We start from the raw sequence: 24,891 nt of genomic DNA, 5'->3' as shown, positions 1-24,891 counted from the left end.
AGTTCTTCGTGCTCCGCGAGCGCGGTCCAACGCCCTGTCGACATGACATCCACGGAGAGGGGGCGCACGCTGGAAGAGGCGGACGGGATGGCGCCGTGGCGGCCCATCAGGTGCAGAGAACTGGGCGTATGGCTGCCGTCTCCGGAGGTCGGTGCCGCTCTGAAGCAATCCCGATTCGAGGAGTGAACCATGACTGCCAGACGCCTGCTTGCAGGGCTCGGTCCAGCGCTCGTTGTCGCTGCTCTCACCTTCTCGCCGGCTGTTGTCGCAGCCGAAGCCTCAGCCGCGCCGAGTTCGGCAGCGGCGGAGACCGCGCTCATTCCCGACGAGGGCGGTTACCAGGACGGCTTCCGAACTGGTTACCGAGTCGGCTTCAGAGACGGATACGGAGATGCCAGGGACGACTGCCGGCGGGGGGCAGGTCAACAGGGTTACGGGCACTACCTGAGGACCGCTCCGAGCCCCTACAGCCAAGGCTATGCGGTCGGTTACGGCAGTGGATACAGCACCGGCTTCGTCCGGGCCGAGAACCGGTACTGCTGAGGACGTCTCGTGCGGCCGACGCTCACGCAGGGATGTCGGCATGGACCTCGGCCGGAACGACGCGCGCCTGACGTCGTGGTGATCGGGAGCTCTGTTGTGCCACGGGCGGTCCGAACGCGACCTATGCGGCCCTCAGGCCCGTTTCCGGATGGCAGGTCCGGCATGCCTCGATGTCGGGCTCGTTCAACGCGATGATCGCCTCTTCGCGGTTGATGAACCCGAGCTGGGGCGACAGGGGGCAGCCCCCGCGGTGCAGCATCGCCGTACCTCTGGAGCGCTTCGGCTGGATCTTCCACGACTGCTCCACCTGCGCCCGCTCATGGGCGCTCTGCTCCTGCCGTTCCTTGACCTCCAGCTCACGGATCCGGTTCCGGGTCCGGCGCAGCTGCCACTCCAGCCAGTCGGCCAGAGCCCGGTTCTTGTCCAGGTCGGATATCCCGCCGGATTCGGACACCGCTACGCCTCGGCCGGCTGTTCGTGGACGTGCTTCAGCGCCATACGGGCATCGACGATGCCACTCTCCACACTGCTCCAGAACGGGTGCGTGGACACGATGACGCCGAGTTCGAGGATGCGGGCCTTGAAACGGGCAATCTCCGCGGCCTGCTCGTCGGTGTAGCCGGGGCTGGCCGTCTTTCCGGAGCGGAAGCTGGTGTAGGGCTGCTTCTCGCTCTCCCAGCCGGGCATCGGCTCGGCCGACCACGGCAGGGTTCGGGCGTACTGCTCGTAGTGAGCGCGGGTTTCGTGCAGCGCAAGCTGGGCGTCGCGCAGGTCCTGGGGGAAGTCGTACGTGGGCACAGGTGAATGGTACGCATGTTCGATTTTTAGATGCGAGCGGCGCGGCGGGGCGCTCTGGCGAATCCCCCGTACGGAGCAGTGAGCGCTCCCCGGCGTCGGCGACTCGATCTCGACGTCGCCGGAGCTCTGAGCCTTCTTCGCGTGCGCAGCGTTCACGGTGCGTGGCTGCACCCTTCCGTCCCGCCGTACGCGTCGAAGGATCCCGGGGTGGTGTGGAGGCCGGCGGGTCCGGGCGTGCATCGAAAATCGAACACGTGATCTAATCGGGATATGGAGCCCACCGCCTTTCCCCCGGACCTGGTGCAGGCCCAGCGCGACTGGATCCGCACCTACGAAGCCCTTGCGCATCCCGGCCTGCTCCACAACACCGCGCTGCGTCGGCGGCTGCTGGAGCTCTCGGCCCAGATCTGGTGGCATCCCTTCTTCGCCATCAGCGAGGGCCGTGCGCCGGCAGCCCGGCTGGAGTTGCGCCGCCTGGCCCGCGAGCGTGGCCGGCGGACAGCGCGGGCGTCGTGAGCGCGGGCCGTTCGACTGCCTCGCGGGACGTCGCTCTGCGGACGATCCGGGACGTCGTCGCGGACGCCGGGGATGCCCCCGCGGTCCGGGACATCGGGCACCGCGTCGGAGTGCCAAGCCCGGGACGGGTCGCCCGCCAGCTCGGCTGCCTGGAGAGGCCCGGCCTGATCAGCAGCGACCGACGGGGTGATCAGACTCCTCGTTCGGCTGTGCGGCCATACCCTTCACACCGTTCGCAGGTTCTCCGCCCCGTTGCCGACGGGTTCAGCGGCGCCGAACCACCGTTGCGTGGCGGTCCGCAAGGCGTGCAGTTCCGCCGGGCCTGGACGGGGTGAGGCTGATGCCCATGCCACATAGCAGTCCGGGCGAAGCAGTAGGGCAGTGGCTTCAGAGGCGGGGGACGGGGGTTGTGCGAAGACGATGTCCACCTGGTCCTGCCAGGGTCCGAGCTCCCCGGCAACCGATGCGTCTTCGGTCATGTCGAGCAGCAGTGGCCGCGTGGTTCTGGTGAGCTCTGCCAGTCGGATCGTCCCGGTCGGGGTGTGCAGTTCCATGTCCGGCGCGAACCGGCCGACCAAGGGATGCCCGTGGGGGTCGGCCATGTCGTAGCGGATGTCGGTTCCTGCGGTGAGGTCGGCGAGGTGCTGGACGGTGCTCGGGTGGCCGAGGAGTTCGGTGAACAGCTCGCGCAGCGCGGTGACGTCGCTGCCCGGGGCGGTCAGCGCGGCCTGTGCCTGGGCGTTGACGACCATGCGGTGGGCGGCCTGCCGGCGCTCGGTGTCGTAGCTGTCGAGCAGTTGGGGTGGGGCGCTGCCGCGAATCTCGGCGGCGAGTTTCCAGCCGAGGTTGATGGCGTCCTGCAGGCCGAGGTTGAGTCCCGGGCCGCCCCCTGAAGCGTAGACGTGGGCGGCGTCGCCGATCAGGAACACGCGGCGGTCGCGGAATTGTTCGGCAACTCGGGTGTTGCCACCGGTCAACCGGCGCAGCACGTGCGGCCCCTCGCCGGTGGGCGGGCTCAGCGGCAGGTCGACACCGAGTACCCGGCGGATGCTCGTCCCGAGTTCGTCGAGGCTCATCGGCGCCCGGGTCTCGGCCTGGTCCCACTCCGTGGTGCTGACAAGAGGGGGGTGGCCGGGGAAGGGCGCGTAGGAGAACCCTCCGCACTCGGTGCGGTGCGGGAGGAACGGCAGGACGGTTCCGTAGCCGGGCAGATTCAGTGCGCCGGTGATGGGATCCACCCATGTCGCCGGGACCGTGACATGCGCCGTCCGGTTGGTCCTGCGGTCGTAGCTGACGCCGGGGAATCCGATACCGGACAGTTTGCGCGTGATGCTGTGCGCGCCGTCCGCACCGACGACGTACTGGGCCCGCAGCCGGTAGCTCCCGTCCGTCCCCGCAATGTCCACGGTGACCGTCTCGGCGTCCTGCGACAGGCCGAAGACCTGGTGTCCTCGCCGGATTTCCACCCCGAGTTCGATGGCCCGCTCCTCCAGCACCTGGACGATGTGCTGCTGCGGTGCCGGCAGGCCGTAGATCGGGCTCTCCTGCAGCAGGCTCAGGTTCAGACCCATCGCTGCGAACATGAAGTAGGCCGAGTTGGGCTGCGGCGGCCCCGGTACGCCACTGAGGCGTTCGTACAGCCCTCGGCGGTCGACCATCCTCACGACCTGTCCGAGCAACCCGTTCGCCTTCGGCTCCGCGCTCGGCGCGGTCAGGCCTTCCAGCACGACCGGCCGAACTCCGGCCAGGGCCAGTTCACAGGCCAGCATCAGCCCGTTCGGTCCGCCTCCGACGATGACGACATCCGTGAGCACCAATGGGTCCCCCTTGTAAAGATGGGAAGCAGGGCGGATCGTCCCGGCGGTCGCCGGGCGAGATCGTGCAGCCCTTAGGGAGTGGGAAGGCCTGAGACGAGCTGGTCGAACACCTCGCGCAGCACCTGGGCGAGCGGGGCGGGCGGATCCGCACGAAGGCAGTGCTCCACCGCCACCGCGCTGCCGGCACCGATCACCGCGGCAACCAGCTTCGGGTACACATCACGGGCCACGTCGGTACCGGTGCGCTCGGCGATCGCCTTGGCCAACTCCTCCTGTGCGGCCGCGTTCGCCTTGACGACCTCCCCCTGCAACGCCGGTTCGGCCAGCATGAGCCGAAGCCCGTCCACCCAGCGCTGGTCTCGCGGGGATTCCGTGCCGGTCTCGCCCTGCGGCACGAATTGGGCCTGCACGGCGCCGGAGATCGAGTCCCACAGCGGCTCTGTGACCGGCCGCGCGCGCAGCTCGTCGGCAATCCGCAGCATGCGCTCCAGGTGGCCGGCGGCGATCGCCTCGGCCTTGCTGGAGAAATAGTTGCGGAAGGTGCGCACGGACACGTTGGCCGCGGCGGCGATGTGCTCCACGGTCACGTTGTCCCACCCGTGCTGGACGCACAAGCGGATCGTGGCCTGGCTCAACGCGACGCGGGTCTCCCGCTTCTTGCGTTCCCGCAGCCCGCCGCCGGTAGCGTCTTCTTGTGTCATGTCGACCACCGTAGCAAAACTTGCCGAAAGTGCAAGATTGCCAATCCTGCAACTTTGTGTCTGTGGACAACCCGGGACTCCCTGGATCTGTGCCAGGTCCGGAGGGCGCGGTCGTGAGGCCGTCCAGTGGCACGCGATGCCGGCCGCGGCACCGGCCATGCTTCGGCGTAATCCGTGCCGAGCGTCGAACGGTCGGGCCGCAGGCCTTGTCCATCCGCACCACACCGGCGTCGCCCGCCGGCTGCGAGCCACCCGGCCGGCAGGCCCGGCGCCCGCCCCACAACCACGCCGGTGGCGTGATCTGTTGTAAGCGGCAGAGGCCGGAGCTGCCTCCCAGGCACCGGCCGGGTCACCGGCCGACGGGGACGCCGTTCGAGATCACGCTGTCCGGTGCCGCCCCGCCGGTGGTCTCGACCGCAGATGTGGCCCGGGACAATTCGTTGCCCGCCAGGGCGATGTCCGCCGAGCGGACCCCGCTGACCTTCAGATAGACATCGGTGCCGTGCGGGGCCCGCGAGCCGCTGAGGAAGGCGTCCCGGGTGTCCCGCAGATCCAGCAGGGAGGTACCGGGTCCGGGGCCCGTACCGTCCAGCGTGTCCACCGAAAGCCCCACCACGTCGTCCGCGACCAGCAGCGGGCGTGGATCGGGCACCGTGGAGCGGATATCGGTGCCGGAGATCCGTATCCCGCGGGCGTGACGGACGTAGAGGCCGTAGGCGGGCAGGCGGCCGAACATGCGGGCTTCCGGATACTCGGCAACCTCCTCGGGGATGTCCCGCTCCACCCACTCGCGCCGGCCACCCTCGTCCGAGTCGATGCGAATCCCCGAGAGGACGACGTCCTCGACGGGCTGTTCGGCGAGTCCGGTGATCGAGGAGGTGAGGATCGCTCCGGTGGCGTCGATCCCGGAGATGCGGACCCTGCGCAGCCGGCCCGGTACCGGGCCCGGCTGCCCCCACCCACGGTTGCCCAGCCGAATGAAGACAGGGGTGCGGGTGTTGCGCATCCGGATGCCGCTGACGGTGACGCCGTCCACCCAGCCCCCGTCGACCATTTCGATGGCGATGCCGGAGATGACGCGCTCGTTGAGCGGCACATCGCGGTTGTAGATCACCGAGTTGGTGAATGTGATGTCCTCGAAACCGCCCCGGGTCGCGGTCCCCAGCTTGAAGGCGTTGCAGCAGCAGGACAGTACGCAGTTGGTGACGACCACGTTCCGGGTGACCCGGAGATCACCGTAGGGGTTCTCGCTCTTCAGGCAGATCGCGTCGTCCCCGGTCTCGATGTCGCAGTCGGCGATGAACACGTTCTGGCTTGCGGTCGGGTCGATGCCGTCGGTGTTGATGCCGTCGATCGGATTACGGATGACGATGCCGCGGATCAGCACGGTGTCACAGGCAATCGGGCGCAGAGTCCAGCCCGGCGAGTTGCGCAGGGTGACGCCTTCGATGCGTACGTTCCGGCATTCGGCGAGCTCGACCATGGGGGAGGGGCGGTCGTTGTTGCCGACCGGCTTCCAGTTGTGGGTGACGACATCGGCCCAGAAGCGATCGGGGGGAGTGGGCGGCCGTCCGGACGGTTCCCAGAACGCCGGGCCCTGACCGTCGATGGTGCCTGCACCGGTGATGGCGATGTCGGTGGCGCCCCGGGCGAACACCAGGTGCCGCTGACCCGCGTCGCAGTCCGCGGGCGGTCCTTCGTGCGGCGGGTAGTCCGCGAGGTCCGTGCTGCCGAGGAGGATCGCCCCGGCCTCCAGGTGCAGGGTGACCCGGCTCCTGAGTTCGATGCCGCCGGACAGGTACGTGCCGGGCGGGAGGTGGGCGACGCCGCCGCCCGCGGCGTGCGCCGCGTCGATCGCTGCCTGGATCGCCGCGGTGTCCTTGTGACGGCCGTCGGCCACGGCCCCGAAGCGGTCCACGGAGAACACCGGCCGTTCCCCCGCCTCCCGGTGTTCGCTGAGCGCTGCAGTTGCCGGCCCGGCCGTGGCGGTGATCGGCTGTGACATGGTCACGACACCACCGCCCGTGCCACCACAGCACCGAACGGTTCCAGCACGACCTGCTCGGTGAGGTCCCGGCCGTCCAGTACGTCCTCGAGCCGGAAGCCGGCCTCGTCCGGCTCCGGGTGCACGGTGACGATGTCGCCGGACACATTGACCAGCCATACGTACCGCTGTCCCGAGCCGTGCACCAGGCCGTCGACATGGACCCGGGGATCGTCCACGGTGAGGAAAGGGCGCACGCCCGCCTGTGCCGCCAGGGCGCGGTAGAGACGGTGCACCTCGTCGTCGCGGTGCGCGTCGGGCGTCGCGGACCCGAAGAACTCCACGGGGTACGTGGACAGATGCACCGCACCCCTTCCGTGGTCGCGCCGCACCAGCGCCGGGCGGCCCCGGCTGTCGCGGGCGACCACCACGCAGTCGGCGGTCTCCTCGTCCAGGGGCAGCATGGCCTGGGCATCGATCGGTCCGGAGACCCGGAAACGCAGTGTGTCACCGGCCTTGAGGTCGCCCAGCGGCTCGGTGAACTCCCAGGTGACGACCGGGTCGACCGGTTCGTTCAGGCCGTACCGGAGTGTGTGCGAAGCGCCGATCAGCCGTTCGAGAGGGGGCCACCAGGCGCCGCGGTGGGAACCGCCCGCGCCCGCGAACCAGGACAGGTAGACATGGCTGCCCTCGTGCGCCCAGTCCAGCAGCAGGTCGAAAGTCGGGGCGGTCAGCAACTTGTTGGAGGGGACGAGTACCAGCCCGGCCCGACGCGGCGCGTCCAGTTCGCGGCTCAGGGCCGGCGTGAGACCCGCGGCCTTCGCCGCGAGATACGCGTGGTGGCTCACCTTCGCTATCGCGGTCCGTTCCACGACCGACACCCGGGGGTGCTCCTCCAGGTGGGACGGGATGAGGATCGAGGTCTCGGTGTCCGGCCGGGCGCAGTTGTCGAAGTCGACCGCGTCGAGCAGGCGCCGGAAGGCGCTGATCTCGCCCAGGGCGGGCTTCGGCGTGCCGTCGGAGCGGGTGATGCCGAAGCCCAGTTCGAAGGGACGGTGTCGGTAGGGGTCGACCGACTCCAGAGCGAAGTCGGTGTTGTTCCAGGCGAGCCAGCCGGTGGTCCCGGCGAGCAGCGTGTGGTGCAGCACCTGCCGGTAGTAGTGGGCGGCGTTCCGCTCCGAGGAGAGCGCCGCGGAGACGCCGAACTCCTCCATCACCACCGGCTTGCCGAAGTGGCTCATCTCGCTGGCCCACGCCGCTGCGGTGTGCACCCGTACCTGGTCGTCGCCCATCGGATACGTGTGTGGGCCGACGAAGTCGACCAGGTCGTCCTGACGCCGGATACGGAAGCCGTTGTCCTTGCCGGTGGTTTCCATGGTCCAGGCGCCGTCGCCCAGCGACACCGGCAGAAGGGAGCCTCCCGCGCGTACGGCCTGGGTGCATATCAGGCCCCAGGCCCTGACCTCGTCGGGAGTGGCCGGCCCCGCGAAGATCGGGAACTCGTTGCTGATCAGCCAGCCTGCGACCGCGGGGTCCGTGCCGATCCGCCGGACGATCTCCCGGATGAAGAATGCCTGTTGGCCCAGCATGAATCCGTTCGTGTAGAGGTTGCGGCCCTCTCGCCACGACACGTCCCAGTCCTCGCCGGACATGTGCCCCACCAGGAAGGTGGGAATGGTGGGCAGGCCGACCTCCGCGCTGGTCCGCAGGAACTGCCGATACCGATCGACGAAGTCCTCGTCGATCCGGTCGGGTGCCGGGTGGAAGTCCGGCCAGAACAGGAACGACCGGGTGACGTTGGTTCCGTGCTCCCGCAGGGTGCGCAGTTCCTCGCGGACGACCTCGTCGTCGTAGTCCCGCCACATGAAGAGGCTGCCGTGCCGCGACCAGTAGTTCGCTCCGAGCCAGAGTCCGGATTCGAGCCTGGGAGCCGGCCGTGGCACAGCAGTGCTGCTGCCGGCCTGGGGGGTGGGGCAGGAACTGGAGTCGGTCATCTGCTCTCCGTTTCGTTCACTGGGTGTCCGGCCCGGGACCTGGCGGAGGTGGCCGCCATGGCCCCGAGTCGGGTGGACGCGGCCGGGGGTCAGGCGGGCGGCGCCTGGAGGTGAACCGCCTCGATGCCGCGGTTCACCTCCCGCATGATGTCGAGCATGTCGTAGTAGGGCTGGTCCTGTTGGTTCGTCAGACCGACGTTGAACGCCTCGGTGGCACCCGGCTTGCGGGTCACTGCCTGGTCGTAGGCGGAGAACCACGCGAAACCGACGAACGCCCGGCTCCCGGCCTGTGCCTCGACGAAGGCGCGGTACTTCTCCCCCCGGTCCTGCTGACTGGTCGCCGTGGTCGCCGCGTTGGCGGCGGTCATCCCCCTCTCGGGGTACATGAAGGAGAACTCCAGGGTCAGGATCGGCTTGCCGTACCCCTCGTACTGCCGCAGGTAGTCGACGCTGGTCGAGTACCAGTCGAAGGAGATGGCGTCGAGGTACTCGCGCCCGCCGACGTTCCACTCCGGGCTGGTGCGCCAGGTGGGGACCAGGGAGCCGCCGAGGAACAGGTGGTGCGGGTCCTGCTTGTGGATCGCGTGGCGTACCTTCCTGAAGTACGTCTTCGAGGCCAGCGTGATGAACGCCGTGACGTCCGCGGCGGGCACCCGGGCGATGTTGATCGCCGTGTCTCTCAGGGCGTGGAAGGATTTCGCGTCGGTGCCGAGAATGACGTTGACCCGTTCCACGTCGTCGCCGTAGGTGTCGGCCAGATAGCGCACGAACGCGTTCTTGGCCGCGAGAGTGGAGTCGCGCTTGACCACCTCGGCGACCACGTCACGGCTCCAGCCACGCTCGTTCTCGAAGAAGTACCCGATGAGCCACGGGTCCTTGCGGTTCGGGCGCAGATCGAAGGTGCGGTCGAGCTTGGCCGAGAAGTCGGGGTCGAACGGGTCGATTCCCCACAGCACCCGGACCACGTCGGTAGGCGTCGGTGCCTGGGCGAGGTACGGCATGACGACTTCCGTGTCGAGCGTCCATTTGCCCTGGGCGTTGAACCCCCAGTCGATCATGCGCTTGGCGACCGTCTCGCGCCACTTCGGCCGGTAGTCGTCCCCGTACTTCCGCGCGAGGTTGGCCCTGAGGAAGCTCACGACGTGTCCCTTGTCGTCCTCGGTGTAGCAGGACGCGAACCGCACCGGGTCCGGCAGTTCCTCGAAGAGGTCGATGAGCGTGCCGTCCGGATTCTTCCACCACGTGCCGTAGCCCCACTCCTGGGGGGAGAAGGCGTCCACGGCCTTGAGGACGAACAGGTGGCCGTCCGGGGTGACGAACCACCACCGGCCGTCGATCTGCTCCAGCCGGAAGTAACCGGTGGCCTTGTGCCGTCCGAGTTCCCTCAGGCCGCCGTACCGGTCGTACCGGATCCGGTCCGGAGCGACGTGGGCCAGCCGGGCTGCCTCCTCCGCGTACTCACTGCGCAGCTGCTCGTCCGAGACGACCTTGCCGGGCCAGTCCTGGTGGAGGTACTGCCCGTAGCGGTCGACCAGCCAGGTGTCGCCTGCGGCCTGCGCCGGTGTCTCCGCGTACGCGGGTGAGGCGAACCCGGACAGGGCGAGCGCGGCGGGAACGCCGCGTATGAGGGTGCGTCGCGAGATCATCGATCGAGCTCCTTTGCTCAGTCCGGGCACACGGACTGGGTGCCGGTGGTGGGGAGGGGCGCGGTCTTGTGCTGCTGTTCCAGCTGCTGGTGGGTCTGCGCCATGACGTCGGTCATGGCGGTGTAGGGCTGGTCCTGCTGGTTGACCAGGCCGAAGTCGTAGTTCTCGCCGTCGGACGCGCGACCGGTGACGGCCTGGTCGTAGTAGCTGAACCAGCCGGACCCCACGAAGACGGGACTCTCGGCCTGCCCCCAGCTGAACTGCTGGTGCATGGTGCCGCGGTCGGCGACGTCGTCGGCGCGGACGGAGCCGTTGATGCTGCGCAGGCCCCGGTCGTGGACGTTGAACGAGTGCTCCAGGTTCAGCACGGGCGTGTCGTACGGCTCGTACTTGTCCAGGTAGTCCGCGCTGTTGCTGTAGACGTCGAGGGAGATCGCGTCCACGAACTCGCGTCCGCAGACCTCCCACGCCAGGGTGGAACGCCAGCCCGGTACCAGGGCGGAGCCGAGGAACAGATGGTTGGGGTCGTACTTGCGGATTGCCGCCTGGACGGTCGAGTAGTAGGCCTTGGACGCTTCGCCGATGAACTCGGTGCGCAGGGCGCTGCCAGTGGGCACATTGCCGGCGAGTTGCCGGGTCTCCAGCTCCTGCTGTGTGGCGCCGGGAGTCCCCAGCTTGTTGTCGGTCTCCGTCAGGCCGTAGGTGTCGATCATGTGGGCGACGAAGGCCGCTTTGGCCGGATACTGGGTGGGCGTACCGTTCAGCATCGTGGTCATGACGCTGTCGTCCCAGCCGCGTTCGTTGTCGAAGTAGTAGCCGATCAGCCAGGGGCTGTTGGCGTTTGCACGGACGATGCTGGTTGTCGGACCGAGCTGCTTGTCGAGCTCCGTGGCGAATGCGGGGTCGAACGGGTCGATGGCGTACGAGGTGATGCGCTTCACCTTGTCGGGTGCGGGTGCTGTGATCTGGCCGATCCAGGGCATCTGGAGGCCCCCGTCGCGGGACCACTTGGACTGCGCGTTGAAGCCCCACTTGATCAGGCGCTTCTTGGTGATGTCGCGCCACGTGCTCTCCCAGCCGGTGGCGCCGTACTTGCGCATCAGGTTCGCCTTGACGAAGCTCATTTCCTTGCGGTCACTGCTGTAGGCAGCGGCGTAGGTTGCCTCGTCGGGCAGGGCCGAGAACTTCCCGAGCTGCCGGCCGCCGGAGTCCTTCACGACCGTGGCGTAGCCCCAGTCGGTGGCAGAGGTGGAGTCGACTCCCTTGAGGATGAACTTGTAGTTGTCGGGGGTGATGAACCACCACTTGCCCTGCGCGTCCTTCTCCAGACGGAAGAAGCCGGTGGACTCGGTACTGCTACTGCCCAGCGCCTTCACGCCTCCGTACTGGTCGTACTTGGTCGTGTCCGGCGTGACCCCGGCCAGCGCCGCGGCCTCGTCCGTGCCGTCCTGCTGCAGTTGCTGGTCGGAGGTCAGCTTGCCGGACCAGGTCCCGTAGAGGTACTGGCCGTAGATGTCGACCAGCCGGGTGGGGACGGACACCTCCGCAGCCATCTCCTCCTGGGTGTACGGGGCCGGAGTCGGATCGACGGTACCGCTGCCCTCCGTGAAGGTGACCTCGGAGAGCGGGAAGTGCAGGAACTGGTTGACGCGCGTCAGCTTGATGCGCACGAACCGTGCCTGCGTGTTGTTCATCGCGACGGTGCGCTGGTAGTCCGGCCGGCTGCGGTCCCAGGCTTCGCTGTGTGCGACGCGGTAGGCGGTGCCGGCTTCGGGCCGATAGGTGACCTCGATCTCGTCGAAGCCCCAGAACGTGTTCGTCGCCGTACTCGTGATCGAGATGCTGCCGAGCGGGCGGTCGTACAGCAGGTCGAAGACGAGGGTCACGCTCTTGGGCGCGTCCGGGGAACCCTCCCATCCGACGCAGTCGGCGGTGTCGCGGTTGAAGAGCTTGCTGTCCTGGAAGGCGACCAGACGGTTGCTGACCGCGTCCCGGCACCCCGACGTGGGCGGGCTGTCGGCGTAGTAGTTCCCGTCGGTGACTGTCTCGGCCCGGGCGTGCTCAGCGCCCAGCAGTTGCACGGAGAGGAGCGTCAGCAGCACCGCCAGCACCATGCGCAGCAGCCGGTTCCGCCGCAAGGTCATGCGTAACGGCATGGGGTCATCCCTTCAGACCGGTGAAACTGATTCCGCGGACGATGTGGCGCTGGAACACCAGGTAGAGCAGGAGCGGGGGGATGATCGTGATGAGCATCCCGGCAATGACCTGGTTCTGTTGGGTCGTTTCGGCGAGCCGGGGCAATGCGACCGACAGTGGCTGGGCGTCGGGGTCGGAGATGACGATCATGGGCCAGAGGAATTCCTTCCATGCGCTCATGACCGCCAGCAGGGACACGACTGCGACGATCGGGCCGGACATCGGCATGATGATCTGCCAGAACAGTCGCCAGGGTCCGGCTCCGTCGACCTGCGCCGCCTCGTGGAGTTCGCGGGGCAGGCTGTCGAAGAACTGCTTCATGATCAGTACGTTGAAGGCGTGCGCTCCGGCCGGCAGCCACACCGCCCACGGGGTGCTGGCGATCGACCCGCCCGTGAGCGGCAGGTGGAGCACCACCAGGTAGAGCGCAACCAGCGAAGTGGTGCCGGGTATGAAGAGCGTGGCGAGTACGGCGTAGTAGACGACGCGGCCGTACCGGGGGCGCAGCACCGACAGGGCATATGCGCCGCAGGTCGCCACCAGCAGTTGGAAGAACCAGGAACCTCCCACCAGGACGGCCGTGTTGAGCAGATACCGGCCCAGCCTCAGATTTTCCCAGGCGGTGGCGAGGTTGCCCCACTGGAAGACGGAGGGCCACAGCCGCAGTGGATCCTTGAGGACCTCCTGAGTGGGGGACAGGGCGCCCTTGACCGTCCACAGGATCGGCCCGAGTCCTGCGATGGCGACCGCCAGCAGAATGACGGGCTGGGAGATCCTCAGGATCCAGCGCACGGAAGGGCGGCGTCGGTCGGCCGCCGAGATCACGCCGCGGGATCCGTCGTCGTCGCTCATGATGTGCTCCACTTGCGGGTCAGGCGCAGGTAGACGGCGGACAGTACGGCCAGCACCAGGGCGAGCAGCACGCTGAGTGCGGCGGCGGTCCCGTAGTCACCGTTGAGAAACGCGTACCGGTAGATCAGCAGAAGGATGCTCACGGTGGAGTCCTCCGGTCCGCCATCGGTGAGGATGAAGGGCTCCGTGAAGACCTGGAAGGTGCCGATGATCTGGAGCAGCAGCATGATCAGGATGACGCCGCGCAGCTGCGGCAGGGTCACGTGCCAGATGCGCCGCCGGATCGATGCGCCGTCCAGCTCGGCGGCCTCGTACAGATCGGCCGGCACACTGGACAGCGCAGCCATGTAGATCAGCGTGGTGCTGCCGGCGTTCGCCCATGTGGCCGCCAGCACCAGGCTCGGCATCGCGGATGTCGCCGACTGCAGCCAGGGGTACGGGCCGAGGCCGATGTAGCCGAGTACCTGGTTGAAGAGCCCGAAATCCGGGTCGTAGAACCAGCGCCAGAGCATCAGCGCAACCACCGGCGGGACCACCACGGGCAGGTAGATCAGCACCCGGAAGACCCCGCCCAGCCGCCTGAGCTCGGTGACCAGCATCGCCAGCATGATGGGTACCGGAAATCCGATCACCAGGGCCAGGACCACGAACCACGCGGTGTTGCGCAGCGTGGTCCACAGCAGGGGGTCGTTGAACAGGAAATGGAAGTTGTCCAGGCCGACCCAGGTGGGCTGGTTGACCAGGTCGGTCTCCTGGAAGCCGAGGATGACGCTGCGGCCGATCGGCCACCAGGCGAAGCAGCCGAAGAGCAGCAGCAGCGGCAGCAGGAAGAGCAGCGAGGCAAGGCCGAAGCCGCGGCGGCCCGGCCTGCGGAGCGACGGGAGGCCGAGGCCGCGACCGTCCGTCCGGGTGTCCGGCTGCTCCGTCTGCGGTGGGGCGGTCGCGCCACCGGCCGGCTGGACGATGGTCATCGCTGGGCCCGCTCCAGCGCGGGCACGGTCTTCTTCTCCGCCTTGTCCAACTCGGCCTGGGGCTCGGCGCTCTTGCGGGTGAGCACGGCCGCCACGGCGGTGTCCAGCGCGGCGTACACGTCCTGGGCGGCCACCGAGGGCTCGACGACGAACTCCTGCTGCTTCACACCGTTGATGAAGGGCTCGAAGTTCTTGAGCGGGACCGTGGCGTGCTCGTTCCTTGCCTTGTCGACGGGGCCGCTGACGGCGGGCAGGTAGAGAGGAACGGTCGGCGTGCCCACCGGGATGTTGTCGGCAGCCTCCGCCTTCGCGCGCGCGCCGGCTTCCGCCGGATCGTGCTTGACCCTGAGGTAGTAGTAGTCGATCCACTTCACCGCGGCTTCGCGCTGGGCGGTGCTGGCCTTCGGATTGATCACGGCCATCTTGCCGCCGAGCATGGTGGCCGACCGGCTCGCGGAGGGCAGCGCGGCGACACCGTAGATCTTCGGGTCACCGTTGTACTTGGTGATGTGTTCGACGTAGGTGCTGGGCGTTGCCATCATCATGCCGATACGGCCGGCCGAGAAGGACTTCTGGATCTCGCCCGCGTCCCGAAGCTGCTGGGTGCCCATGGAGTTGTCCTGCCAGCGCAGCGCCTTGAGCCAGTCAAGGGCCTCTCGCACCGGTGCGTCGTTGAAGGCCGCGACCTGCTTGCCGCCCTGCTCCTTCTCGATCTGGCCGCCGTACGTGTACGACATGGCGGTCAGCGTCCAGCCGCCCGTGTTGTTCGTCGTGGGCTGCGCGTATCCCGGCAGGCCGGTCTTCTCCGAGATCGCCTTCGCGTCCTGCCGGACCTCTTCCCAGGTCTTCGGCGGGTTGTCCGGATCGAGTCCGGCCTTCTTGAACAGTTCCCGGTTGTAGACCAGGGAGAGGGCGAACTCGCTGGTGGGCAGGCCGTAGTTGTGTCCCTTGGCGTCCGTGCCCGGTGCCAGGGCGCGCTTGTCGAACTGGTCGGCACGCGGCAGCGCGTTCACCTGGTCCGTGATGTCCGCGATCTGGTGGCGGTTGATGAGTCCCTGAGGTTCGGTGAGGGGCACGATGAACGTCGTCTCGAGCTGGCCGCCGGCCAGTCGGGCGGCGAAGGTCTTGGCATCCCAGACTGCTTCACTCGGTTTGACAACGATGTCCGGATTCGCCCGCTCGAAGGCGGCCACCTGGTCGGTGAACTGCTTGCGCAAGGTCATCTGGGTGGTCGGGGGCATGTCCGTCACCGTGATGGTCACTTTGCCGCCGGCGGCATCGCTGCTGGAGTCCGACGACGAGCAGGCCCCCGCGGTGACCGCGAGTATTCCCGCAGTACAGCAGGCGGCAAGTCTGGACCATGGTGTTCTCATGCTGATGACTCCTCGTCCTCGGCGCGCGGAATTTCGGCAAAGGGGTGCCCGCGGCGCGGATGCGCAGCGGGTGTGGTGAAGGAGTGATGAGGCAGCCGCGATCTCGTCGGACGCGACTCCTTGCCCGTCTGCCGGGTGGCCGACCGGGCGTTGCCAGTGTTGCGGCTCCAACTCACACCGAAGTAAATCGGTTGAGTTGGGAGAGTAGTAAGCGCGCTGGGAGGGGTCAAGGCTTCCAACTCTGCGAATCTGTAGCATACTTGACGGGCCATTATGATTAGTGTTGTCCGAAATGAGTTGAGAAATAAAGGACTTGATAGGGCGGCAATGATCTCGCGCCAGGGAAACCGGTATACCTGTTGGGGTCGGAATCGTTCGATCGGCGCTAACCTGAGCACGTGACCGCAGAGCAGCAGGAATCACGTCGACGGCCGACGATCTCCGATGTCGCCACTCGTGCAGGGGTGTCCAAAGGTGCCGTGTCCCGGACGTTCAACGGGGGCAAGGGCATCAGCCCCGGCACCATGGCCAGGATTCGGGCCGCTGCCGCCGAGCTGAACTGGACGCCGAGCACAGCGGCCCGTGCCGTCGGTGGTGGCCCCGCGAACGCCGTCGGGATGGTGCTCCGTCGGCCCACGGAACTCCTGGAGCTCGATCCGTTCTTCCCCGCGTTCCTGTCCGGTGCGGAGAGCGCGCTCACCGCGGTGGGGTACGCGGCGGTGCTGCGGTTCGTCGACGACTCCCACACCGAGCGCGAGTGCTACGAGCAAATGGTCGGAGAACGCCGGGTCGACGGATTCCTGCTGACCGACCTGCGCCACCGGGACCCCCGCTTCGAGTGGCTCAGCCGGCTGGGCACCCGGGCCGTGGTCGCCGGATCACCCGGCCGAACCTGTCCGTTCCCCTGGGTCAGCACCGGCGGCGCCGACCAGGTCCGCGAGCTGACCCGTCACCTCATCGCCCAGGGCCACCGCAACATCGCGCATGTCTCGGGACTCCCGAGCCTGCGCCACGCCCGGAGCCGCCGTCAGTTGTGGGAGGACACCCTGGTGGAAGCGGGGCTCCAGCCCGGACCCGTGGTGACGGGCGACTTCACCACCGAGGGCGGCGCGCAGGCCACCCGAGAACTGCTCGACACATCACCGCGCCCCACGGCGATCTTCTACGCCAACGACCTCATGGCCATCGCCGGGCTGTCCGTGCTCTCGGAGAACGGGGTGAAGGTCCCCGAGGAGATGGCCGTGGCCGGGTTCGACGACATCAGCCTGGCCAGCTACGTCACCCCGGCCCTGACCACGGTCCGCTGCGACTACCGCCGGATGGGGCAGATTGCCGCGCACACGCTGCTGGCGCAGCTACGGAACGAGGACGTGGCGCCCCAGATCACCATCGGCGGCGAACTGCGGCTGCGGCGCTCCACCGGCGCGTGACCGTTCCGGTCCGGGACCCGACCGATCCGCCCGCCCGTCGGGCTCGGCAGAGGAGCAACACCTCATGCACACAGGAACCATGGGCCCGGACCGATCCGTCGAGGAGGGACCGCGATGACCAGGGACGGACACCCCTTCCCACCGTGGCCGGCCCGGCGGCCACCCGTCGACGGGCCGATGTCCCTCGGCGCCACGGGCCGAGTCGCCGGAACGCCGTGCAGCCTGCGCGGTGCCGTGGGCACCGTGGCCTCTCCGCTGCCCCCTGACGGAGGGAACAGCCGGCTCTCACGTCCGAAGACGGCACTGCGGTGGACGGCCCGATGAACCAGGACCGCACTGCCGATGATCCCGCCGCCACGGACGCTCCCGCACCGAGCGCCGCCACCCCCGATCCCTATGGGCCCGGGCACCAGGTCCCCGCCGGGCGGTACACCACCGGCCTCGGCGGCATCTGGGACTTCACCACCGACCCTGACACGCCGGTGTGGGACAGACTGCCCGTACCGGGCAGCTGGGACGTGCACGCCAGGTACGCCGACCACCAGGGCGACGCCTGGTACCGGCGGACCTTCGACACCCCCAGACTCGGCGACACACAGATCGCCCGGCTCCACTTCGAAGCCGTCTGCTACACCGCGACGATCTGGCTGGGCGGCACTCGGCTCGGCACCCACATCGGCGGATACACACCCTTCGAGTACGACGTCACCGCGCTGCTGACCACCGACGGCAGTCCCAACACCCTCACCGTCAGGGTCAACAACGACGAAGCCGTAGGCGCCGGCTGGATCTGGGGAGGAATCTCACGCCCCGTCACCCTCACCGTCGACCCGGCTGTACGCATCGAACGGCAGCAGGTCACCGCCCGCCCCGCACTCGTGGCGGGCACCTCTGAGGTGACCACCGAGGTCACCGTGTCCAATGCCCTCGACCACGACCGGACCGTACGTCTCGGCGGCACGCTCACCGGTACGGACGGCCGCGCGCTGCCATGCGGAACACTGCACCCGGAGCCGCCCGCCGGCCGGGACGTGACCGTGCCGGCCCGCTCCGCGACTGCCGTCCGCCTGAGGACCGTCCTGCCCGCGGGATCGTACGAACTGTGGTCCCTGGACCACCCGACGCTCTACCGTTCCACCGTCACCCTCGGCGAGGGCGACGAGCTCTCCTATGCCCTCTCCGACCGCTTCGGCATCCGCAGGATCGACATACTGCCGGACGGTCTGATGCTCAATGGCGAACGTATCCGCACCGTGGGCTTCAACCGCGTCCCCGGCGACCGCGTGCACGGCGCCACCGAGCCACCGTCCGTCATCCGCTCCGAGATCGGCCACATGAAGCGGGCCGGGGCGGCCATGACCCGCATCCACCATGTCCCGCAGTCGCCCGATCTCCTCGACCATCTCGACGAGGTCGGGATGCTCAACATCGCCGAGATCTCCGTCTGGGGACAGGGAGCCCGCCTCGACCCCGAGCGCTGGATGGCCGAGCTGCGCGAGATGGTCCAGCGGGACGCCAACCATCCCTCCATATTCGCGTGGTCCGTGGCGAACGAGATCAAGGGCAACGAGGAAGCGGGCCGGGACTTCGTCAGGGCGTTGATCGACCACACCCGCGCGGAGCTCGACGACTCACGTCCCCTGACGTATGTCAGCAACACCTTCGACGAGATCGAAGGTCCGCAGGACGAAGCGCTCCAGTACACGGACTTCATCGCGGTCAACATGTACCGGGACTACACCGCGCGGCTGCGACAGCTGCGCATCCACTACCCGGACAAGCCGGTCTTCGTCAGCGAGTTCAGCAGCGACGGCTACACGTTCACCCCCGACCGGGAGAGCCTCGAGTACACCTCACGCCACGACGACGGGATCCCGGCGGAGCTGTCCCGCCTGCCGTGGGTGATCGGTGCCTCCCGGTGGACCTTCGACGACTACCGCAGCCGCTTCCAGGGCACTTCCGTCAACCAGCTCCGCGGGTGGGGCGTGCAGACGGAATGGGGTGGGCTGAAGCGCAGCTATGACCAGATGCGCGTTGCCTTCGCCCCGGTCGGAGGGCTGTTCATGACCACGGCGGGCGGCGGCACCCGGATCACGGTCGTCCCACGGTGCGGCGACGAGTTACCCAGCCGCGTTCTGCGTGGCCACCGGCTGCACTGGCGTGCGGTGGACGAATGCGGCGACACCGTCGCCGAGCGGCTCGTCCCGCTGCCGGACATCACCCCGGGCACCGCACCCTTCAGTCAGGACATCGGATGGCGGGCGGACGGGTGGCAGGTCGAGGCCGCCGTCACCGAGCACGTGGGTCTGATCGACCCGCAAGGGTACGAAGTCGCCGCCGCCGACCACCCTCTGGCCGCGCCGGCCACCCCCCGCGTCGCCCAGACCGTTGTGGCCGACGGCGCCCTGCGGGTGGTCTTCGCCCATGTCACGGGAGCCGACTTCTACCGTGCCGAGGCGACGCGGGAAGGAACCGGCACGGCGACCCTCTCCAGCACGGTCCACAAGGACAGCCACGCAGACATCACGGGACTTCTGAACGGCACCCCATACCGGGTGCGCGTCGTCGCAGTCTCCCCGGCGGGCGAGACCGCCTCCGCGTGGCAGGCCGCGCCCACCCCACGGGCGGACGCCGGTCCGCTGCCACCGGATGTGCAGGCGCTGAAGCCGGTACCCGGCGGCGCCGTTCTCCACTGGCGTGGCGCGGATGCGGACCAGGCCTACGAGATCGAGGCCGCCGATGCCCGCAACGGTGAACCGATCCGCTCTTGGACCACCCCCATCCGCGGCTTCAGCCGAATCGAGGATCTGGGCTCCGGACGCCACATACGTGTCCGTATCCGGGCCTTGCGCGCCGACGGTGTGGCCAGCACCTGGTCGGAGTGGATCGAGGCAGGGACCCTCTACTGACTTCAGCTCGTAGGGGTGAATCTTTGCGAAGTCCCCGACGGGTGTGGGTGGCGGCTGCATCCGTGGTGTGTGAGATATGCGGATGGGGGCGGGCTGACGCCGACGGGACGCTGGCGTCGGGAGACGGTACGGATACAGGCGGCCGAACTGTTCGAGCAGATGATCAAACCGTCGGAAGTTGCACGGCGACTGCGAGTGAGCGTGAAGTCGGCTTATCAGTGGCACCAGTTGTGGCGGGATGGTGGTAGTCAGGCACTGTCATCCCGCGGTCCGAGCGGATCACGGTGCCCCCTGTCCCCGCGGTCTCTGGAGAAGCTGGTCGGGTATCTGGAGCAGGGTCCGGCCGCGCACGGCTGGGTGGAGGACCAGGTGTGGACCGCGTCGCGGGTGGCCACGCTAGTCGGCAGGAAGTTCCACGTCTCCTACAGCGTCTCCGGAGTCACCAGGCTGATGCACCGGATCGGCTTCAGTTCGGGACGGCTGTCGGTGGCCGGGCTGATTGCGATGCGGCCGGGTTCCCGGACCCGGCTGTGTCACCGTCTGCGGACCCATCCTGCGGGGAAAGGCACACGTCGCAGCATGGGCGAGCAGGACTTCATCGCGCTGATCGACGGCGTCCATCAGCTGGTCAGGGCGCCGATCGTGCCGGTCTGGGGACCGCCTGAACACCCACGTCTCCCGCAGGATGCGGGAACTCGTTGCCGAGCGGGCGTGGCTGACGGTGTTTCTGCTGCCCGCCTACTCACCCGACCTCAACCCCGTCGAATGGGTATGGGCACACGTCAAGCGCAGCCTCGCCAACCTAGCCGTCATGGCCCTCGACCGCCTCGAAGCACTCGTCCGCAACAGGCTGAAACGCCTCCAGTACCGGCCCCACACCCTCGACGGCTTCATAGCCGGCACCGGTCTGACCTTCCACCACCCACCATCACCCTGACGAGCTGAAGTCAGTCATCGGGCATAGGGCGGCGCGAAGGGCCGGTCTTCGCTTCCCCGGCGGGAGTGGGGATTGCCCCGACCTGTAACGTGGCGATCTTCGGGCGGCGTAGGCCCCCGGAGTCCCAAAGGCGAATCGCCATGACGATCGACGAGCTGCCCATCGCTTGGAGGCTGTCCCCCGAGGACGTCCAGGCGGGGTGGCGTGCGCTGTGGTGGACCGTGGGACCGGACGGCGAACTCGCCGTGATGCTGGTTCAGCGCCGGTACCTGAGCCGCGACAAGTATCCCCGCGGGTGGATCGGATGGCGTCCCGAGACGCCGTTCGACGGAGAGCTGGTCATCACCTCCCGGCAGGAGCAGCGGCGGATCCCGGTCGAAGGGATCGACATGTGGCCCAGCCATCTGGCCCTGCTCCCCGGGTCCCGGTTCCTGCTGGCGTCGGGCCGTACCTACCGGGACGCGAAGGGAGCTTGGCGGGAGAACGCCGTCGTGTACTCCGCCGAGGGCCGGCCGGAGGGTGCCTTCTGCCTCGGTGACGACATTCCGGCCCTGGTCACCGACTGCAGCGGGGGCATCTGGACCGCCTACGGCGACGAGGGCATCTACGGCGGCCACCCGGAGTCCGCAGCCGGCCTGGCGGGCTGGAACACCCGGGGTGTCGCGACGTGGGCGCCGAAGGGGAGACTTCCCGACTGGCCGCTGGAGGGTTGCACGGCCGCCACGGAAGGCGAGTCGGTGTGGCTGGTCTGGTACAGCCCCAAAGGCACCTTCCTCACCCGGATCACACCCTCCACCGGCGAAGTCGCGAGCTACCGCAGCCCGGTGAAGGTCCCGGACGGCTTCGCCGTGCGCGGCACGCGGGTGGTCCTGACCAGCCGCGACCACTACAAGCGCAGGACCACCGTGACCCGCGCGGAGCTGATCGGCGACGTGTGCGTCGCCTTCGGCCAGGAGCGGGTGCGGGTGCCCGGGCGGGTGGTCATGAAGTGCGGCCAGGGCCGCGACGGCACCCTGTGGCTCCGCGCCGGCCGTACCTGGGTGCGCATCGATGCCTGAGACCCGCGGCCGTCAGACCAGCGGCAGGGCGCCCGTCAAGGCCCGCCGGTAGGCCGTCGGGAGGCGCCGATCGCCGCCGAGAGGTGCTGGCGCAGGGAGACGGCCGCGCCGACGCCCGCGTGGGCCGCGACGTCCTCGACGGATTCCTCGCGGGAGCCGGCCTCTCCCTCGACCTCCGACCACCATCACCCTGAAGCGCCGACGCCAGTGAGAGCGGGCTTGCTGCGGCCGTGCCCTGAGAACCCTGCGAGCCCCGGCCGCACCCGCACCCGGCAGGCCCGCGCCCCACCCGGTGCGCGGTCGGCCGGGCGCAGGCCGGGGGGCGGTTCAGGCGTAGGCGCGCAGCGCCACGATGCGTGCCTCCGCTGCGCCGTTCGTCGCCTCCACCACCACCCGCAGCGCGGTGGTCCGGAGCGGGGCGAACCGGTGTATCCGGTGGCGGCGGCGGTTTTCGGTCTCCCGGGCGACGCGCGTCCAACCGCCGTCCTCCGTCCGGGCCTCGATGCGGTAGTCGCGGACCAGCTCCGGCATGACTTCGAACTCCGTACGATGCCGGTGGAGATTGTTGAGGTATTCGTCCACGTCGTCGTCGAGGACGAGGTGCACCGTGCCGATCTCCACCGGGGTGTCCCAGTCGAGCCGCAGCCACGCCTCGCCCCGCTCGCCCGCGTGCCACATCTGCGGTCCGCTGAAGGGCCGCTGGTAGCCGCCGACGGTCTTGTCCGGGTCATACGCCCGGGTCCGACCGGCGCGGAAGCAGAAGCTGCGCCGGCGCATGCCCCGGGCGACCCACTCGGCGACCGCCTGATCGTCCTCCTCGGGGATGTCGTGATCCACTCCCGGCTCACCGGCGCGCTTGCGGGCGAGGCAGAGGACGCCGGTGCGCCGTTGGTCGACGAGGTGCAGATGCGCGCGCGGATCGGCCCGTACGATCACGACGGCGTTGCGCGGCTCGTCCGGTTGCCAGGGCAGATGGGCGGACACCCACTGCTCCTTGCCCTCAGGGACGGGTACCGTGCAAGAGATCAGATGCCGGGCAGGTACGGCGTTCTCGCCGCGCAGCGTGTCCCAGAGCTCGATGGTCAACTCGGCCCCGGTGTGCACGTCGACCAGCAGTTCCACGTCGTCCAGCCGCGGATCGACGGGGAGCACGAAGGCCAGGTCACGGTCCAGCGGCAATGGCGTGGTGGTTGTGCCGGGCCCCGGCTCCACGGCGAGGCGGGTGAGCGTGCTGGAGGCGCATACGCGTGCCGCACGGGCCAGGTCGTCCGGGTCGGTGTTGCGCACGCCCATCAGCGAGGCGTCCTGCCGGAGCAGGGTCTGCTGAAGGAGTGCGAGCTGTCCGCCGTGCAGCTCGCGGGGTGTCACGCCGAGCGCGGCACACAGAGCCGCACCCGTGCCTGCGGCCTCGCCGAGGGTGGCGCAGGTGGCCATGACCCGGGTGGATCCGAAGGCGATGTGGGTGGCGGAGATGTTGCGCCCGGCAAAGAGGAGGTTTCCGACGTTCCGTGAATAGATGCTGCGGAAGGGGATGTGGTAGACGCCGTCGGAGTAGCGCTGACGGGCACCGGGTTCCTCGGCATACATGCCCTCGACCGGATGCAGGTCCACCGACCAGCCGCCGAACGCGATCCGGTCATCGAAAGGATTCTGGGCCATCACCTCGGTCTGGGTCAGCACGTGGTCGCCGAGGAAGCGCCGGTACTCACGCTTGCCGGGGACGGCTCCGACCCACTCCAGAGTGAGATTGCCGGCGTCGAATCTGCCGCTGTTCTTGATGTGGTCCCAGATACCGTGGATGACGGACCACAGCTCGTCGCGGATGCGCTCGTTGTCGTCCACCGTGTCGAGTTGGCCGCCCCACTCCACCCACCAGTAGTCGCAGCCGTTGTCGCCGGTACGGATCAACCGGTGTTCCGGAATGGGCGTGTCCAGGATGTTCCTGGCGAAGGTCGGAGGCACGTACTTCACCGGATGCCCGGCGTCCTTCGTATAGAACAGGATGGTGCTGCCGAGCAGTTGCCGGTCGGGCTCCGGCGGCGCCCACTCCTCGCCGTGCTCCGCGCGGGACTCGCGTCCGATGCGATGGTCTGCTCCCGCGAGATGGCCGATCAGGCCGTCGCCGGTGCAGTCGACGAAGACCGGCGAAGTGAACGTGGTCAGCCTCTCGGCGCCCATGGTCCAACCGGTGACGGACTCGATCCGCTTCCCGTGTTCCGCGGTGATGTCACGGACATCCGTGTTGAGGAAGAGTCGCAGATTCGGCTCGGCGAGGACCGCGTCCAGCACGACCTGGTCCCAGTAATAGGGATTGCCCTCCGGATTCCGGTACTGATTCTCCAGGTACAGCTCACCCATGATGCCGGTCTCGCGAGCCCAGCGGTGCACCCCGTGGGCCGTCGCCCCGCACACCCACACCCGCACCTCGCTGCTCGAATTGCCGCCCAGTACCGGTCGGTTGTGCACCAGCGCGACGGTACGGCCCAGCCGGGCGGCGGCGATCGCGGCACACACTCCGGCCAGGCCGCCGCCCACGACGGTGACGTCGCTGTGAACGCTTTCCTTACGCATGAGGGGCTGCCCCCCTTCTGTCGGGGGCACGCACATGCATGTGCGGCCGGACCAGTGCGTCACGGTCGAGATCGACACTCTGCCTCGGGCCTTTGGAACCCCGCACCGATCCGTCCGCGGACGACAGGTCCCCGGGCTGGACGAGGTCCTTGGTCTTCCACGGCCAGTGCGTGTCGATGGTGAGTGCCGCCGCATCCACCTTCTCGGGGACTGGTGAGCGTGCAGGAAAGAGTGGTTCACATTGATGAATCGAGAACACACTTAAGAACATGTCAAAAATGTAGGACCCATTTCGAGTTGCGGTCAAGGGAGCCGCGAAGGCTGAGCGGCGGGGTGTCCGGCACCTGCAGGCGGGCGGTGTCGGAGGGGTATGAATTGACCGGGGTACTCACAGGAGGCCCTGGCGCGCAGCTGAGGACGGGCGGTACGGCGGAGGCCTTTGCGGAACGGTGGGGACACCGGTCCGCAAAGGCCTCCGCGTTCTCCCCGGACGGGCAGCACAGCAGTGGTGGATGCCGGGGCACCGCACCGGCGGCTGGACGGCGTCCGTCGGGCGGGATTCGCCGTCGACTCCGAGGACACGGAGCGCGACGTC

Annotated in this window: 18 protein-coding genes and 2 pseudogenes; 8 read left to right on the top strand and 12 right to left on the bottom strand. The window is 68.5% G+C overall.

Translation table 11 applies throughout. From position 1 onward, the window contains the following. Positions 1 to 189 precede the first annotated feature (189 nt). Complete coding sequence (locus tag ACFYP5_RS32025; RefSeq protein ID WP_389042381.1) at positions 190 to 543, top strand: hypothetical protein; 354 nt, start codon at positions 190 to 192, stop codon at positions 541 to 543. 121 nt (positions 544 to 664) lie between these two features. On the opposite strand, the gene ACFYP5_RS32020 is transcribed toward ACFYP5_RS32025, so the two are convergent. Both ACFYP5_RS32020 and ACFYP5_RS32015 read right to left on the bottom strand, forming a co-directional pair. Continuing rightward, positions 665 to 997, bottom strand: a complete 333-nt coding sequence (locus ACFYP5_RS32020) for a DUF6233 domain-containing protein (RefSeq protein ID WP_389042379.1) — start codon at positions 995 to 997, stop codon at positions 665 to 667. A 2-nt stretch (positions 998 to 999) separates the two neighbouring features. Beyond that, positions 1,000 to 1,341 carry a hypothetical protein gene (locus ACFYP5_RS32015; RefSeq protein ID WP_389042377.1) on the bottom strand — a complete coding sequence of 114 codons (342 nt, stop codon included), beginning with the start codon at positions 1,339 to 1,341 and terminating at the stop codon, positions 1,000 to 1,002. 270 nt (positions 1,342 to 1,611) lie between these two features. Here ACFYP5_RS32015 and ACFYP5_RS32010 point away from each other — a divergent pair, with 270 nt between their 5' ends. Together ACFYP5_RS32010 and ACFYP5_RS32005 are read left to right on the top strand one after the other, a co-directional pair. Further along, positions 1,612 to 1,857: a hypothetical protein gene (locus tag ACFYP5_RS32010; RefSeq protein WP_389042376.1), complete on the top strand. Its 246-nt coding sequence runs from the start codon at positions 1,612 to 1,614 to the stop codon at positions 1,855 to 1,857. Beyond that, positions 1,752 to 2,192, top strand: coding sequence for a hypothetical protein (locus tag ACFYP5_RS32005; protein WP_389042374.1), 441 nt, complete (start codon positions 1,752 to 1,754; stop codon positions 2,190 to 2,192). Before ACFYP5_RS32010 ends, ACFYP5_RS32005 begins: the two co-directional genes overlap by 106 nt. Here the strand turns inward: ACFYP5_RS32005 and ACFYP5_RS32000 are convergent. The 9 genes from ACFYP5_RS32000 to ACFYP5_RS31960 form a co-directional block, all read right to left on the bottom strand. Then, entirely contained in the window at positions 2,082 to 3,671 is a 1,590-nt protein-coding gene (locus ACFYP5_RS32000; RefSeq protein ID WP_389042553.1) for an FAD-dependent monooxygenase, read from the bottom strand. The genes ACFYP5_RS32005 and ACFYP5_RS32000 overlap by 111 nt on opposite strands. Positions 3,672 to 3,745: 74 nt before the next feature. Next, positions 3,746 to 4,375, bottom strand: coding sequence for a TetR family transcriptional regulator (locus ACFYP5_RS31995; RefSeq protein WP_389042372.1), 630 nt, complete (start codon positions 4,373 to 4,375; stop codon positions 3,746 to 3,748). A 349-nt stretch (positions 4,376 to 4,724) separates the two neighbouring features. Beyond that, positions 4,725 to 6,380 carry a glycoside hydrolase family 28 protein gene (locus ACFYP5_RS31990; protein ID WP_389042370.1) on the bottom strand — a complete coding sequence of 552 codons (1,656 nt, stop codon included), beginning with the start codon at positions 6,378 to 6,380 and terminating at the stop codon, positions 4,725 to 4,727. A 2-nt stretch (positions 6,381 to 6,382) separates the two neighbouring features. Further along, positions 6,383 to 8,353 (bottom strand): beta-mannosidase, encoded by a 1,971-nt coding sequence (locus ACFYP5_RS31985; protein ID WP_389042369.1) that lies wholly within the window; start codon positions 8,351 to 8,353, stop codon positions 6,383 to 6,385. 89 nt (positions 8,354 to 8,442) lie between these two features. Beyond that, a complete protein-coding gene (locus tag ACFYP5_RS31980; protein ID WP_389042368.1) occupies positions 8,443 to 9,999 on the bottom strand; it encodes a hypothetical protein in 1,557 nt (518 codons plus the stop codon). 17 nt (positions 10,000 to 10,016) lie between these two features. Further along, positions 10,017 to 12,155 (bottom strand): hypothetical protein, encoded by a 2,139-nt coding sequence (locus ACFYP5_RS31975; protein WP_389042366.1) that lies wholly within the window; start codon positions 12,153 to 12,155, stop codon positions 10,017 to 10,019. Between the two features lie 4 nt (positions 12,156 to 12,159). Then, positions 12,160 to 13,047 (bottom strand): carbohydrate ABC transporter permease, encoded by an 888-nt coding sequence (locus tag ACFYP5_RS31970; RefSeq protein ID WP_389042364.1) that lies wholly within the window; start codon positions 13,045 to 13,047, stop codon positions 12,160 to 12,162. After that, positions 13,044 to 14,018 (bottom strand): carbohydrate ABC transporter permease, encoded by a 975-nt coding sequence (locus ACFYP5_RS31965; protein WP_389042362.1) that lies wholly within the window; start codon positions 14,016 to 14,018, stop codon positions 13,044 to 13,046. The genes ACFYP5_RS31970 and ACFYP5_RS31965 overlap by 4 nt, the downstream gene beginning before the upstream one ends. Beyond that, the gene (locus ACFYP5_RS31960; RefSeq protein ID WP_389042360.1) at positions 14,015 to 15,391 is read right to left on the bottom strand and encodes an ABC transporter substrate-binding protein; all 1,377 of its coding nucleotides are present in this window, start codon (positions 15,389 to 15,391) and stop codon (positions 14,015 to 14,017) included. Before ACFYP5_RS31960 ends, ACFYP5_RS31965 begins: the two co-directional genes overlap by 4 nt. Before the next feature lie 398 nt (positions 15,392 to 15,789). Between ACFYP5_RS31960 and ACFYP5_RS31955 the strand changes: the two genes are divergently transcribed. The 5 genes and pseudogenes from ACFYP5_RS31955 to ACFYP5_RS31935 all read left to right on the top strand — a co-directional run bounded on the left by ACFYP5_RS31955 (position 15,790) and on the right by ACFYP5_RS31935 (position 21,725). After that, positions 15,790 to 16,821, top strand: a complete 1,032-nt coding sequence (locus ACFYP5_RS31955; protein WP_389042359.1) for a LacI family DNA-binding transcriptional regulator — start codon at positions 15,790 to 15,792, stop codon at positions 16,819 to 16,821. Between the two features lie 320 nt (positions 16,822 to 17,141). After that, a complete protein-coding gene (locus ACFYP5_RS31950) occupies positions 17,142 to 19,730 on the top strand; it encodes a glycoside hydrolase family 2 TIM barrel-domain containing protein (protein WP_389042357.1) in 2,589 nt (862 codons plus the stop codon). A 15-nt stretch (positions 19,731 to 19,745) separates the two neighbouring features. Next, a pseudogene (locus ACFYP5_RS31945) lies at positions 19,746 to 20,150 on the top strand (transposase); the annotation flags it as partial. Between the two features lie 30 nt (positions 20,151 to 20,180). Continuing rightward, a pseudogene (locus ACFYP5_RS31940) lies at positions 20,181 to 20,667 on the top strand (transposase). Positions 20,668 to 20,807: 140 nt separating this feature from the next. Next, positions 20,808 to 21,725, top strand: coding sequence for a hypothetical protein (locus tag ACFYP5_RS31935; protein ID WP_389042355.1), 918 nt, complete (start codon positions 20,808 to 20,810; stop codon positions 21,723 to 21,725). A 327-nt stretch (positions 21,726 to 22,052) separates the two neighbouring features. On the opposite strand, the gene ACFYP5_RS31930 is transcribed toward ACFYP5_RS31935, so the two are convergent. Then, on the bottom strand, positions 22,053 to 24,296 hold the full coding sequence (locus ACFYP5_RS31930; RefSeq protein WP_389042354.1) for an FAD-dependent oxidoreductase: 2,244 nt from the start codon (positions 24,294 to 24,296) through the stop codon (positions 22,053 to 22,055). Between the last annotated feature and the right edge of the window lie 595 nt (positions 24,297 to 24,891).

The sequence above is a fragment of the Streptomyces sp. NPDC005262 genome, from assembly GCF_042872425.1.
Taxonomy (GTDB): Bacteria; Actinomycetota; Actinomycetes; order Streptomycetales; family Streptomycetaceae; genus Streptomyces.
Note: the sequence above shows the minus strand (reverse complement) of the source record. Positions and strands in the feature narration are given on the sequence as shown.